This window comes from Flavobacterium plurextorum (genome assembly GCF_024638035.1).
In the GTDB taxonomy this organism is placed as follows: Bacteria; Bacteroidota; Bacteroidia; order Flavobacteriales; family Flavobacteriaceae; genus Flavobacterium; species Flavobacterium plurextorum.
On record NZ_CP100442.1, the window covers coordinates 3,022,818 to 3,037,085 of the forward strand.

15 protein-coding genes are annotated in these 14,268 nt (G+C 32.9%); 2 read left to right on the forward strand and 13 right to left on the reverse strand.

What is annotated here, in order from left to right:
* Positions 1–38 precede the first annotated feature (38 nt).
* Complete coding sequence (locus NLG42_RS13425; RefSeq protein ID WP_257681299.1) at positions 39–518, reverse strand: hypothetical protein; 480 nt, start codon at positions 516–518, stop codon at positions 39–41.
* 38 nt (positions 519–556) lie between these two features.
* Entirely contained in the window at positions 557–2,239 is a 1,683-nt protein-coding gene (locus tag NLG42_RS13430) for an OstA-like protein (RefSeq protein WP_099719715.1), read from the reverse strand.
* Positions 2,240–2,614: 375 nt separating this feature from the next.
* On the opposite strand from NLG42_RS13430, the gene NLG42_RS13435 reads away from it, so the two are divergent.
* Complete coding sequence (locus NLG42_RS13435; RefSeq protein ID WP_257681300.1) at positions 2,615–4,486, forward strand: alpha-amylase family glycosyl hydrolase; 1,872 nt, start codon at positions 2,615–2,617, stop codon at positions 4,484–4,486.
* 50 nt (positions 4,487–4,536) lie between these two features.
* Here the strand turns inward: NLG42_RS13435 and NLG42_RS13440 are convergent, their stop codons facing one another.
* The 8 genes from NLG42_RS13440 to rsfS all read right to left on the reverse strand — a co-directional run bounded on the left by NLG42_RS13440 (position 4,537) and on the right by rsfS (position 11,287).
* Positions 4,537–5,595 (reverse strand): glycoside hydrolase family 130 protein, encoded by a 1,059-nt coding sequence (locus tag NLG42_RS13440; protein WP_257681301.1) that lies wholly within the window; start codon positions 5,593–5,595, stop codon positions 4,537–4,539.
* A gap of 64 nt (positions 5,596–5,659) precedes the next feature.
* Complete coding sequence (locus NLG42_RS13445) at positions 5,660–6,439, reverse strand: superoxide dismutase (protein WP_089058143.1); 780 nt, start codon at positions 6,437–6,439, stop codon at positions 5,660–5,662.
* A gap of 9 nt (positions 6,440–6,448) precedes the next feature.
* Positions 6,449–6,718, reverse strand: a complete 270-nt coding sequence (locus NLG42_RS13450) for an acyl-CoA-binding protein (protein WP_089052316.1) — start codon at positions 6,716–6,718, stop codon at positions 6,449–6,451.
* Positions 6,719–7,372, reverse strand: coding sequence for a phosphatidylserine decarboxylase family protein (locus NLG42_RS13455; protein WP_089052315.1), 654 nt, complete (start codon positions 7,370–7,372; stop codon positions 6,719–6,721). It lies immediately after the preceding gene.
* Positions 7,362–8,252, reverse strand: coding sequence for a phosphatidate cytidylyltransferase (locus NLG42_RS13460; protein ID WP_257681302.1), 891 nt, complete (start codon positions 8,250–8,252; stop codon positions 7,362–7,364). Before NLG42_RS13460 ends, NLG42_RS13455 begins: the two co-directional genes overlap by 11 nt.
* A gap of 1 nt (position 8,253) precedes the next feature.
* Entirely contained in the window at positions 8,254–8,859 is a 606-nt protein-coding gene (locus tag NLG42_RS13465) for a lactate utilization protein B/C (protein WP_089052313.1), read from the reverse strand.
* A 115-nt stretch (positions 8,860–8,974) separates the two neighbouring features.
* Positions 8,975–10,900 carry an ATP-dependent zinc metalloprotease FtsH gene (gene ftsH / locus NLG42_RS13470; RefSeq protein WP_089058140.1) on the reverse strand — a complete coding sequence of 642 codons (1,926 nt, stop codon included), beginning with the start codon at positions 10,898–10,900 and terminating at the stop codon, positions 8,975–8,977.
* A 15-nt stretch (positions 10,901–10,915) separates the two neighbouring features.
* Positions 10,916–11,287: a ribosome silencing factor gene (gene rsfS / locus NLG42_RS13475; RefSeq protein ID WP_026729351.1), complete on the reverse strand. Its 372-nt coding sequence runs from the start codon at positions 11,285–11,287 to the stop codon at positions 10,916–10,918.
* A 93-nt stretch (positions 11,288–11,380) separates the two neighbouring features.
* Here rsfS and NLG42_RS13480 point away from each other — a divergent pair, with 93 nt between their 5' ends.
* Positions 11,381–12,121, forward strand: a complete 741-nt coding sequence (locus tag NLG42_RS13480; RefSeq protein WP_257681303.1) for a biotin--[acetyl-CoA-carboxylase] ligase — start codon at positions 11,381–11,383, stop codon at positions 12,119–12,121.
* Between the two features lie 65 nt (positions 12,122–12,186).
* Here NLG42_RS13480 and NLG42_RS13485 read toward each other — a convergent pair whose 3' ends face one another.
* The 3 genes from NLG42_RS13485 to pyrE form a co-directional block, all read right to left on the reverse strand.
* Complete coding sequence (locus tag NLG42_RS13485; protein ID WP_257681304.1) at positions 12,187–12,843, reverse strand: hypothetical protein; 657 nt, start codon at positions 12,841–12,843, stop codon at positions 12,187–12,189.
* Positions 12,844–13,089: 246 nt separating this feature from the next.
* Positions 13,090–13,482, reverse strand: a complete 393-nt coding sequence (locus NLG42_RS13490; protein WP_257681305.1) for an SRPBCC family protein — start codon at positions 13,480–13,482, stop codon at positions 13,090–13,092.
* Between the two features lie 132 nt (positions 13,483–13,614).
* A complete protein-coding gene (gene pyrE / locus NLG42_RS13495; protein ID WP_257681306.1) occupies positions 13,615–14,262 on the reverse strand; it encodes an orotate phosphoribosyltransferase in 648 nt (215 codons plus the stop codon).
* Positions 14,263–14,268: the final 6 nt, after the last annotated feature.

The following is a 14,268-nucleotide window of genomic DNA, read 5'->3' on the forward strand; positions in this document are numbered from 1 at the left end:
ATCTTTAAAATTGGAACCTAAATACTATTTGTGATTTGTTATATTTTTTCAATAGACTCAATATCTAATACATCACTCAATCGGCTTAAACTTCTTTTAGATAAACGTCTAAATGCTAGTTCAATAAAAATAAACCGAATCATTAGGATTTGAACTGTCGCGGCTGCAATTAATACAACAGCTAAATTTGGTTCTTGACTAAGTAATTGAGCAATAAGACCAGCAATTGGCAGACATAAAATGATGCTTAGCAAAATCTGAAAAGCTTTGTTTATCTCTATGTTTACAGTTCCGTTTTTGTTACTAATCTCTCCATTTAACACGCAGAATGCGCCTTTTCCAATTTCAGATGAAATTATTCGAAAGCTATTGTTAGTAATAATTCCAAGAAAAGACTTATCTGTTATTTTTGAGCTTAAGCTCTCAGAAATTTGTGTTCTTCTTTTTAAACGTTCAAGAGATTCTACTGGTTCTCCAATTATTTTGAAGCTGTAATTGCTTGTTGGAAATATTTTCATTTTTGTGAACGCCGTATAAGCTTAGAATTTGAAAACTATTATTTGCTGCTTTTTTTATTTTCTTTAGCAGCAGGTTTTGCAGCGGGTTTCTTTTTGTCGTAGTCTCGTGTCTCTTTCCTGACTTTCATTGGGACATTCTCTTTAGCTTCCTCGTCTTTTCCTTGCTTTACTAATTTGTCATTCATTTCATTATCCTCGGCAGTAAAAATATCATCTTTTGATTTTATTCTTTCATCGCCGCGCCAGACGAAACCTCGCAATTTACGCGCATTTTCAGGTAAATCTTCTTCAGGATAAATATCGCCGTCGACTCTGTTAAAGAATGTAATAGTTTCTACTGCGTTATTTTCTAAAATCAGATTAATTTTACTGCTTACATTTTTATTAATTCCAATTAATTCATTGGCGTCATTCCGCATGAAATAAACAACTTCGGTGTTTTTAATAACATCCACATCGTGAAGTTTACCTTCCTTAAATTTTCCGAACAAATTGAGTCCCTTGACTTGATTGTAGCCCGTTCCTAATGTATCCTTTGAAATAAGAAAAGTATTGTTGAGGACTTTTAAAGAATCTAGTTTTTTAGTGTTATTATCGCCAATTAAATGCATAATATCACCAGTAATCTGACTGCCGCCATTCCATAAAATTGGATTGCCAATAAGTTTGGTTAAAGCCGTTTTAGAATTAGAATGTATCGAATCACATTTACCGCTCATATCTGTTTTGTAGAAACGTACATTTTTAAAAGCCCTTAAAATGCGTTCGCCTTCTTTTCCTGTAACCATTAGTTTTTGACCGTGAATATATACAGAGTCATTTTCTACAAAGTTAACCGCAACAGCTCTTTTGGTCACAAACATGGAATCTTTTAGTTTATAAACTTCGGCATAATGACCTTTTACAATACCTCGATTTATAGAATCAGTGATTTTTACATTTCGAGTTGCCGATGCAAATTCAGTATTTCGGTTATAATACAAACTATCACCTTCTATAAGTCGATCATCGTATTTTATATACGATTTTCGTAGAAAATGCGCGAGGTTTTTTTTGGTGTCATAAAAACCTTTTTCTGTATAAATATAGTTAGCTTTACTAGTTATAGTCGATGGTCCAAGTAAATAGGTGTGTCCCGAATTACTGTAATAATCTAAGTGATTTGATTTTACAACATATTTTGGGTTGGTAAGAGTAACCGCAGTTAAAAACTGAAATTTTTTCTCTGCAACAAAATATTTCCCAGATTTACTGACTAATGTATTGTCTTTGTTGATGATTGTACCTTTAGTATTATAAAAAACTTCTTGAACATTTCTATCAAAATTGATAGTGTCTGTTTGTAAAGTTGCATCTGGCGAAGTCATTACAGCGTTTCCTGTTGCGAATGCTTTTTTGATATTTCCGCTGTACTCTGCATATTTACTGTTTAGAAACAAAGTATCGCCTTGAACCAACTGTACATTTCCAAAGGCTTTTAGATAATTTTCTTTTTGAAAAAAGTAGGCTTTGTTGCAAGTAAGAACAACGCCATCATGATTTACCTTTACATTTCCAGTTAGTAAAATTCCGTCAGGTACTAAAACTTGATCAACATCTAAGAAATCAGAATGCTCTATGTTAATTTTTTTTGGTGCCTGAGCAGTTTTTGAAGCTTGTGCAGAAATGAATTGTATGCTTAATAAAAGCAGACAAGATATAAAAAAGAGTAATTTCTTCAAGTGATTAAATTTTTGTCAAATTTATGAAAAAGGTTACAACCTTATATTGTTATTAGCATTAATTTATAAATGTTTATTTTTAGGTTCAGAGGTTCAAAGAAGCAAAGGTCCAAAGTTTATATTTGAAACATAGTTCATTTTTTTTACTTATTTTAAACCTTTGCTTCTTTGAACTTTTGCAACTTTGAACCTTCTCCTGTAATTTATCAACAAAATATTTAACTCTAACGTTGTAGTGATGCATTTTTGAAGTTAAAAAGTGTAAATCAAAATTTGTGTTCTTTAGGGTGTAGAAAATAAACTAAATTTAGGAATTAGTTTTTGGATTAGGATTTAAGTTTCTGGTTCAAGAAAGTATGTCTTAGATTTAAAAATATGATAAAAAGTAAATTATTTGCTGTTGGAATAGCCGTAACAATTTTGTTTTCGGGCTGTAAAACAAAAGAGTTAAAAATGAGTGAAGTAAAAGACGAAAATTCAAAAGAACATAAAATTGTAGTGTATCAGGTTTTTACCCGATTGTTTGGCAATAAAAATAAAACCAATAAACCTTGGGGAACAATTGAAGAGAATGGAGTAGGGAGGTTTAATGATTTTACTGATAAAGCACTTAATGAAATTAAAGATTTAGGAGTTACTTACATTTGGTATACCGGCGTTCCACATCATGCGTTGGTTGGAGATTATACAGCATACGGAATTTCAAATGATGATCCTGAGGTAGTAAAAGGTCGTGCGGGATCACCTTATGCAGTTAAAGATTATTATAATGTAAACCCAGATTTGGCAGTAAATCCAGCAAATAGACTTCAGGAATTTGAAAACTTAATTGCCCGAACGCATAAAGCTGGCCTAAAATTAATTATTGATATTGTTCCCAATCATATCGCCAGAAAATATGAAGGAAAGAATAATCCTGAAGGTGTTAAAGATTTTGGTGCTGATGACGATGTAAATGTAGAGTACAAAAGAGATAATAACTTTTATTATATTCCAAAAACACACTTTGAAATTCCTGATGGAGATATTCCGTTAAACGGAGAAAAAAATCCTATGGTTGATGGTTTTTTTGATGAAAACCCTGCAAAATGGACAGGAAATGGTTCACGTAAAGTAAAACCAGACCAAAATGACTGGTACGAAACGGTAAAGGTGAATTATGGTGTTCGTCCTGACGGCTCAAAAGATTTTCCAGAACTTCCAGCTGGATTTGATCAGAAATCATATCAAGAACATTTTGCATTTTGGCAGGATAAAGATGTTCCTGATTCTTGGAAAAAATTCAAATCAATTGCTTTGTATTGGACAGCAAAAGGTGTTGACGGTTTTCGTTATGACATGGCCGAAATGGTTCCGTATGAATTTTGGAGTTATATGAACTCAGCCATCAAAATGAAAAATCCAAAAGCTTTTTTATTAGCAGAAGTTTATAATCCGAATGAATATCGAAATTATATTCGCTTAGGTAAAATGGACTATTTATATGATAAAGTAGAAACCTACGATAAATTGAAAGATATTATTCGTGGAAAATCTACTCCAGATGGATTGACTGATATTCAAAAAGGAATGTTAGATATCGAGCATCATATGCTTCACTTTTTAGACAATCATGATGAGCAGCGTTTGGCTTCGCCTGAGTTTGCAGGAACGCCTGAGAGAGGAAAGCCTTTAGTGGTAGTTTCAACAACTTTAAGTACGTCGCCTACGATGATTTATTTTGGACAGGAAGTAGGAGAGGCTGGAAACGAAAATGCAGGTTTTGGCACTCGTTCGAGAACTTCTATTTTTGATTATATCGGAGTTCCAAATCATCAAAAATGGATGAATGATGGTAAGTTTGACGGCGGACAGCTTTCGGAATCAGAGAAAAACTTGCGAGATTTTTACAAGCGCTTATTGAATTTCTCTATTAAGAGCCCGGCTTTAATGGGAAGTTTTCAAGAAATACAATACGAAAATCGTCAAAATAATGTTGGATATGACGAATTGCTTTATTCTTATGTTCGCTGGTCAGAGAACCAAAAGCTAATCATTGTTGCTAATTTTTCTTCAGAAAAAACTAGTGAATTCGAATTGAAAATTCCCGCGGATGTCATTGCAAAATGGAATTTAAAAGAGGGAGAGTATAAACTTACTGATCAATTGTATCAGCAAAATTCTGTATTGCTAAAAGTAGAAAATGGAGTAGGCAAGGCTAAAATTAAAATTATGCCTTCTGAATCATTTATTTTTGAGCTGTATTAATATAAAAAAAGCTTGTTTGAAGTGATTAACTGATTCTTCAGACAAGCTTTTTAGATATCTTTTAAAAGCGAAAGGATTTCTGTAATCGAAAATTTCGCACCGCAGACAAACTCATCTGAAGCTCCGTAATAGATTGTCAGTGTTTCTCCATCTGGATCTAAAATATGACCATTTGTAAACACAACATTTCCAAAAAAGCCGCTTAATTCGTAATTTGTTTTAGGAAACATAATTGGGTCTTCTGTTCTGGCGAGAACTTTTGTTGGGTCTTCAAGATCCATTAAAAAAGCACCTAAACAATATTGATGATTTTCATTGGCTCCATGATAAATTTCTAACCAGCCTTTTGCGGTTTTTATAGGTGCAGCGCCAGCGCCAACTCTTTTGCTGTCCCAATACTCTTTTCTAGTTTTGATAATGCAATGATGATTTCCCCAGTGAATACCATCTGGAGATGAAGCTATCCAAATGTAATTGCCTCCAATGTCAACGCTGCTAGGACGGTGTAATGCGTAAAATAAGCCGTTTATTTTTTCTTCAAAAATGGCGCAGTCCTTATTGTGAGGAGGTAATATCATACCATGTTTTTCAAATTTTTGCCAATCTATGGTAGTTCGTAAGCCAACACCGACACCATTTTCTGATACAGAAGTAAAAGTTAGGTAATAGATTTGATCAATCAACACAACACGGCAGTCTTCGATTCCAAACGTTTCCAGTATACCTTCTCCAGCCAGTGATGGGTAGTTTTTTGGCTCATAAAAAGTACGTCCATCTTCACTGCATAATAAACGAAGATGCGAAAGTGTGGTTAAATAATCGGCACCTTTATAGTTTATTACTCTTGCATCTGTTGCAATTAATTCAGGATCGTCTTTTTTGATCTCAATAATTTCAATAGTCCCTTTATTGGTTAGTATTGGAAAAGAGATGCTGTTTTCGATTTGTTTAGGTCGTTCGGCAACTCTTATAAGGAGCCAGATTTTATTTTGAAATTGAAATACTCCAGGATTTAAAAGGCAGGTTATTTCCAGTCCTTCTCTGCTTGGCGTTAAATCTGAAGGTGACAGCAGTGGATTTTCTGTAAAACGAACGGCTATATCTTTCATACATTCTGTATTTCTTTGGTAAATAAAAAAAAGCTGATACATAATTTGTATCAGCTTTTTTGTGTTATACTTTTTTGACTTTTTTCAAAGCTTCAATATAATTTTCGTTTACTTTTTCCCAGTTTATATGTTCGTAAAAAGCATCGATATAACTTCCTTTTCTATTTTGATAATCCAAATAATAAGCATGTTCCCATAAGTCAATACCTAAAATTGGTGTTCCTGGAATTAATGCATTTTTCATTAAAGGATTATCCTGATCTTCAGTTGTAGTGATTTGTAATTTTCCGTATCTGTCAACAACAAGCCAAACCCATCCAGAACCAAATTGTTTTTCAGCTTGTCCTTTAAACTGACTCGTTAAGTTGTTAAAAGATCCAAACTCTTTATTAATAGATCCTGCTAGAGTATCTTTTGGAGTTTGCTCTTTTTGTGTTAAAATGTTGAAATAAAGAGTATGATTGTAATATCCTCCAGCATTCTGGCGAAGTTTTGCGTTGCTTAAATCTAGCTTCTTTAGAATGTCTGCAATTGGCATGTTTTCGTATTCAGTCGACACAATTTCTTTATTGAAATTATTTGTGTACGTTAAATAGTGTTTAGAATAATGAGTTTCTAAAGTCAATGATCTTATTGCAGGAGATAATCCGTCATATCCAAAAGGAAGTTTTGTCATTTCAAATGATCCTGGATCTGCCTTTACATCATTTGGCGACCCAATCATTATTTTTTCCTCTTTAGTAGGAAGAGGAACCTCGACAACTTCAGTTAGTTTATTATCGTTACAAGAAAATAATAGTAAAAATGAAGGCAAAATGCTGAAAAGGACAATGTTTTTCTTCATAATGTTAATTTATTTTGATGTTAATGAATTGATGATCTCGATATAACACTCTTTAGCTTCATCAACAGAAATATGACTAATCTGCATCCAGGCATTGGTTTTGAAAGCATCTCGTAAATCAAAATTCTCAGATTGATTGTACACAGCAGTTCCAAAAGTTGCTTGTTTGTAATAGGCATAAAGTCTTAGCTGCACATCTTGCGGCAGTGAGGCTTGAGTCATTTTTAGAGCAGTTTCAACAGCCTCTGAAAAACGAGTATCTAAATCTTTTTTTGTCATTTAAGCTTTTGTAGCGATAATAGTTTTTCCGCCAATTGCTTTTTGGTCTAGAACTACATTAATTGGCGTACCTAAAGGTAAAAATAAATCTACTCTCGAACCAAATTTTATAAATCCAGCATCAGTACCTTGAATAACCTGCATTCCTTCTTGAGCGTAATTTACAATTCTTCTTGCCAAAGCACCTGCAATTTGTCTGTATAATACTTGACCAAAAGTATCATTTTCGATAACAACAGTTGTTCTTTCGTTTTCTTCACTAGCTTTTGGGTGCCATGCAACCAAAAATTTACCTGGGTGGTATTTGCTGAATTTAATAATTCCGTCCATTGCGTAACGTGTAACGTGAACGTTTATTGGCGACATAAAGATAGAAACTTGTAAACGCTTATCTTTAAAATATTCTCCTTCATAAACTTCTTCAATAACAACCACTTTTCCGTCAACAGGAGCAAGAATATGATCACTGTTTCTAACTGCAATTCTTTTTGGGTTTCTGAAAAATTGCAAGATGATAATTAAAATAAGTAATGCTGCTATTTGAACAAGCATTCTCAGCCAATTGATATCTATAAATCTATCAGCAATTACAAGTACGGCAACAGTAAAAACTGTTCCTAATAAAATAGATGGGGCTCCTTCTTTATGAAACATAATATAAAATTTGATAAAATAAAAATATAATTGGTGCTACAAATATAACACTATCTAATCGATCTAAGATACCGCCGTGTCCCGGCATGATAGAACCGCTGTCTTTTACGCCGGCAATTCTTTTAAATTTTGATTCAATCAAATCACCAATAGTACCAAAAACGCTTACAATTAAAGCGATTATAGTCCATATTAAAATAGATTTTGTGCTAAAAGCTGGATTGGGCTGAATGTATAATTTTGAAATCAAGAAACCTGCAAAAGCGGCAAATACAGCTCCGCCAAGAAATCCTTCAATAGTTTTTTTAGGAGAAACACGTTCAAAAAGTTTGTGTTTTCCCATAGATTTTCCAACTAAATAAGCGAAAGTGTCATTTGTCCAGATTAAAATGAATAAGCCAAGAATAATTTTTGGATTATAATCATTAGTTCCAAAGGAAATTTTGACGATAAAAATAAAAGGAAGTGTAATGTAGCCTAATAAATATAAGTATTTAGAAGAGATGCTTACTTTTTGAACTGAGTCGTAAAATAAGAATAGAATACATTTAATTGAAACCACAATTGTAACAGCAAGAAGTACAAGATCTAACTGTTGTATATTGATTTCTAAGTTTAAATTTGATTTGAATAAATTGTTTAGGTAAGCAGCTGTTTGCTTGCCGTAATGGCTTACAAGTACAATGGCGCTGTAAAACAAGGTTCCAAATAAAATTGAAAAGACTTTATTGAGATTTACTAAGTTAGAAAACTCATAAATAGTAATAACTAGAAAAATGCCAAAAAGGATGATAAAGCTTTCAGTCGAAAACAAGATTGAAGTTAATAACAGAGCAATATAAACAGCACCAGAAATGGTTCTCTTGAGTGTTTCATTCATCTTAAAGATCTTCTAAGAGCAATAAATATAGGTTCTTGGCAACACTTCCGTATTGCGTAAAATCTTCTTCTTTTGCTTTTTCGAAATATTTTATTGTGGTAATATTAGTTGGAATATCTCTATCGTATTTACGTTTAATGGCTGTTAAACCATCACTTTTCATAGGTAGAATTTGACTTGTAGTGGCAATAATAACAATGTTTGCGGGTAACTCGTTTGGTTTGTTTTGTCTAATTTGTTTTGATGAAAATAAAATTGAACCCTCATCGGCTATAAGATTTTCACACACAGCTAAAAGGAATTTTGGTTTAGTTGGTGCAGTATAAAATAATTTATTTTCGTCTAATAAATTAAATAGAGCTGGTTCGTAGCATAGTACTTCACTCTCAAACCAATCATTCTCTTCAAGGATATTTTCAAACTGTTCAGCAAGTTCTTGGTTGTTTTCGCAATACAAGAATTTTCCGCCATTTTTTTTGAAATTGAAAATGAATTGCTCGTCAAGAGACAAATGACTATTTTGGACTGGATTTCCTCCATATTCACTTTCATGTTCTTCGTCAGAAGCGGATTCACTGGACCCAAATATTTTTTTGAAAAAATTCATTTTTATATGAAATGCTTTACATGTTAATTGAAAACGTTCAAAGATAAAAAAATCTTAATTCAAAAGGCTATTTTGAATTAAGATTTTAAAAAATATTACATATTTCCTGATTAATTTACGAAACCACTTCTTCTAAATTTTTATCAAAAGTACGTTTTCCGAAAATTGTTTCTAAGTCATCTTTAAAGATAACTTCTTTTTCTATTAAGATATCAGCAAGCTGATTTAACTTATCTTTATTCTCTTCAAGAATCTGAATTGCTCTTTGGTATTGACCTTCAATTAATTCTGAAATTTCTTTGTCAATAATTTTTGCAGTTTCGTCAGAATATGGTTTTGAGAAATTGTATTCACTTTGTCCGCTTGAATCATAATAAGTAACATTTCCAATTTTATCATTCAAACCGTAAATAGTTACCATAGCACGAGCTTGACGTGTTACTTTTTCTAAATCGCTTAACGCACCAGTAGAAATTCTGTCGAAAGTTACTTTTTCAGCAGCTCTTCCTCCCATAGTAGCACACATTTCGTCTAACATTTGATCTGTTCTAACGATTTGTCTTTCTTCTGGTAAGTACCATGCAGCTCCTAAACTTTGTCCGCGAGGTACAATAGTTACCTTAATAAGTGGTGCAGCGTGTTCCAGCATCCAGCTTACAGTAGCGTGACCAGCTTCGTGAATAGCAATTGCTCTCTTTTCGTCTGGAGTGATAATTTTGTTTTTCTTTTCTAAACCACCAATAATTCTATCTACAGCATCTAGGAAATCTTGTCTGTCAACTGCTGTTTTATTGTTACGAGCAGCAATTAAAGCAGCTTCGTTACACACGTTTGCAATATCAGCACCTGAGAATCCAGGAGTTTGTTTTGCTAAGAAATCTAAATCAAGTCCTTCAACTTTTTTGATTGGTGCTAAATGCACTGCAAAAATCTCAGCTCTTTCGCGAATGTCTGGTAAGTCTACAAAAATTTGTCTGTCAAAACGACCTGCACGCATTAAAGCTTTGTCAAGAACATCGGCTCTATTGGTTGCTGCAAGAACAATTACGTTAGAGTTTGTACCAAAACCATCCATTTCTGTCAATAATTGGTTTAAAGTGTTTTCTCTTTCATCATTTCCGCCAGACATATTGCTTTTTCCTCTTGCTCTACCAACGGCATCAATCTCATCAATAAAGATAATAGCAGGAGATTTTTCTTTAGCTTGTTTAAATAAATCACGTACACGAGATGCACCAACTCCAACAAACATTTCTACGAAATCAGAACCTGATAATGAGAAAAATGGAACTTGCGCTTCGCCTGCAACAGCTTTAGCTAATAATGTTTTACCAGTTCCTGGAGGTCCTACAAGTAAAGCTCCTTTTGGGATTTTACCTCCTAGATTAGTATATTTTTCAGGGTTTTTAAGGAATTCTACAATTTCTTGAATTTCTTCTTTCGCACCTTCTAAACCTGCAACATCTTTAAAAGTAGTTTTGATATCTGTTTTCTCATCAAAAAGTTTTGCTTTCGATTTTCCAATGTTAAAAATTTGTCCGCCGCCGCCTCCAGCACCGCCTGACATTTTACGCATAATGAAAATCCAAACACCAATAATGATGATGATTGGAAGCAGACTGATTAAAATGTCGCTCCAATTGTTTTTTTGCAAGAAATTGAAATCTTTCAGTTTGCCTTCGCCAACTGCTTTTTCAAGTTTTGTTTGAAAGATTTGATCGTTACCAATTTCCAAAGTATAGTGAGGACCTTTGTTTGGTCTTTCAAAAATATCTTTAGAAACTTTTTTATTTGCGGCATCTTTAAGTGCTGCTTGAGTTAAGTAAACTTCGGCCTCGGCTTTATTATAAACGATAACCTTTTCAATTTGACCTTTCTCTAATAAAGTATTGAATTTAGATGAAGTTAATTGAGCAGGTTCGCTCATACTTGATCCACCAGTTGCAAAACTTATAAATAAAAAAACTAGAAGTATTGCGGTGTATATTAACCAAGGACTTATTTTAAATTTACTCGGATTTGGATTATTATCTTTAGCCATTAGAAAAAATTTTCTTTAGTATTTGTTTTCGATTGTAGTTATTTTGGCATCACCCCAAAGACTTTCGATATTGTAGTATTCACGAATGTGTTTCTGGAAAACATGTACCACGATATGCACATAGTCCATTAGAACCCATTCTGCATTATCGGTTCCTTCTACGTGCCAAGGTTTGTCTTTTAAATCTTTTGAAACTGTTTTTTGAATTGAGTTGACAATGGCGTTAACTTGGGTGTTTGACGTTCCGTTGCAAATTACAAAATAGTCGCAAACCGCCGTATCTATATCTCTTAAGTCAAGAATATCGATGTCATTTCCTTTTACTTCTTCAATCCCTTTGATTATGTTCGCCAATAGAACATCATTATTAATAGTCTTTTTCGCCATGAATTATTTTATATGAATTTGTAAAGTTACCAAATTTTGTGATTATTTTTGATGCTTAACAAAATATTAAATTAAGTTATTTAAATTACTTAGATGAAACTAATCAAACTCGATGCCATAGATTCTACAAATGATTTTCTTAAATCAATGTCAAGTCAAGATGAACTAGAGAATTTTATGGTCGTAACTGCTGAAAATCAAACAAAAGGCAAAGGACAAATGGGAGCGAAGTGGCAGTCTGAGTTGGGTAAAAACTTAATTATGAGTGTCTTGGTGAAGGATTTTGTCTTTGATAATGAGCGAGTTTTTAATCTAAGCATTGTTGTTTCTTTGAGTGTTTTAGAAGTCTTAAAAGAATTAAATATTCCTGAATTATCTATAAAATGGCCAAACGACATTATGTCATATAATAAAAAAATTGGTGGCATACTTATCGAAAATACCTTAAAAAGTGATGGCAGAATCGTGTCAGTTGTCGGATTAGGGTTGAATGTTAATCAAACTAATTACGATGAATTGCCAAATGCTTCTTCGCTGGCTGTTATTTCTGGAAATAGTTTCAATAAAGAATCTTTAGTGGTTTTAATCGTTGAAAAAATGAAACAGAAAATAGATTTATGGCAGTCGTCTGCTTCATTTTTTTGGGAAGATTATTTTAATTTCTTATTCCGAAAAGGAATTCCAATGCCTTTTAAAGATCTTAATCCAAAAGCTTCTGGAAAGAATTTCATGGGAATTATTCAAGGAGTATCTTCAGTTGGTAAATTGCAGGTTTTGTTAGAAGACGATTCTGTATCAGAATTTGATATTAAAGAAATTCAGATGCTTTATTGATAGGCTCAAAGGTTCAATGCAACAAAGGTTCAGAGTTTTTTATCTGCTAAATCATTGTTTTGTTTTTAAACCTCTAATGCTTTTGTGTTTTTTGGTGCTATTTTTCTATTCCAATACATGATATAGATTGTTCCTAAGATAGATGGAGCCATCCATGTAATGATATTTCCTAATCCGATTCCCGCAACAATAAAAGCCGTTATAGATGCGATTAAAGCGCCAATCATTTTACCAATATGTTTAGAAAGCCATTTTTTCTTTATTTCTGAAACGTTTTTAAAGAAAATAAAATCCTTTACAGTCATATAAAATCCAAAAGCGCCAAAAAAAGTGAATAAAATGCCATTTGCAATAGCGTTTATTTGGTAATACAATCCAATAGAAATCATTATTACAGAAAAGAACAACATACTTCCAGAAATTAATTTGTCTGTGAAATCAGCTTTTTGTTTGTGTTTAAAAGCCAAAGCTCTATTTCCAGAAACAACCAGATAAATGGTAAATAAGCCAATTAAAAACAAAAAGATATTTTGATGTTTAGGCATCCAGCAGATCGGAATCGAAATAAGTGAACTTATAATCATTCCGATAGAAAAAAGTTTCCCCATTCTTTTGTGTAGTACACTGCCTTTTTTAACGATGATGCTTCCAATTCCAGTTATCAGTCCAATTCCGCCAAAAAAAGCGTGAATGTAAATTAAGATCTTAATAGTTGCTTCCATTTTGTGGTTTGTTAGTTTTGATGGATCAAACTTCGGTCAATAATTTATTTTGTAATAATTTATAGTGCTGAACTGTATTTTTTTGAGGATGAGTTGTTTTTTTTTTTTTTTTTTTTGAAGGTTCTAAGGCTCTGAGTAACTATCCCGAGGCTTCGGGACTAAGGTTTTAAATTGACATGACAAAAAAAAGTCCAATCATTCGATTGGACTTTTCATTTATAATTCACAATTAATAATTCACCATTATTAAAGTTTCGTCATATTTGTTGCTAGAGTTTCGATAAACTTGCTGATAGGTCCTTTGATCATCATTCCCATCATGGCATTAAATTCACCATCAAATACTAATTGAACAGCACTTTCTGAATCAGAAATACTGTCAATATTTGAAACTAAAGTAAAAGGAAGTTTATCACTTGCAGCACCTAAAACAATTTTGTTTGGAGCTGTTTTTTCTTTCATTTTAAGTTTGATTTCCGGCATACCTTTCAATCCAAAAATAAAAGCATCTTCGCCTGTTACTTCAAATTTTGCGATATTATCCGGCATTAATTTTTCGAAATTCTTAACATCAGTCAATAAATCAAATAGATCTTGAGCTGATTTCTGAACTGTAACTTTTGGACTTTCTAAGTTCATATATTTTTTGTTTTATTATTTGTTTTTTTACCGCAAAGGACGCAAAGTTTTTCTATTTTACTTCGATTTTATTTAAGTCCGCAAAGTTGGAATTAAAAAAAGAGCAAAGCGATTTTTTAGAAAATCTAAAATCTATTCAGGTTGTCCCCAAGTCGACGGACTTTGGTTCCATTCAAGCAAAGTCGATTGTTGATCTTCGGTAATGTATTGTTTTTGAACAGCTAAATCAAGCAGGTTTTCGTAGTTGCTTAATGTGTACAAATCGATATTAGCGTTTTTAAAGTTTTCTTCGGCAACATTAAAGCCGTAAGTAAAAATCGCCGCCATACCTTTAATGTTTGCACCTTCATTGCGTAAAGCTTCAACAGCCATCAAACTGCTGTTTCCGGTACTAATTAAATCTTCAACAACAACAACATTTTGTCCTTTTTGTAAAAAACCTTCAACTTGGTTTTGTCTTCCGTGCTTTTTTGCTTCAGGACGCACATATACAAATGGCAGTCCAAGGCTTTCGGCAACCAGAATACCAACTCCAATCGCTCCAGTAGCAACACCAGCAATTACGTCAGGTTTTCCAAATTGTTTTTCAATGTTTTTCGCAAACTCATCACGAACGTAATTTCGGATGCTTGGAAATGAAAGAATTAACCTATTATCACAGTAAATAGGAGATTTCCAACCAGAAGCCCATGTAAAAGGATTTTCGGGATTCAATTTAATTGCATTTATTTGCAAAAGCAATTCGGCTGTTTTTTCGGCAGTATCTTTATTAAAAATCATAGTACA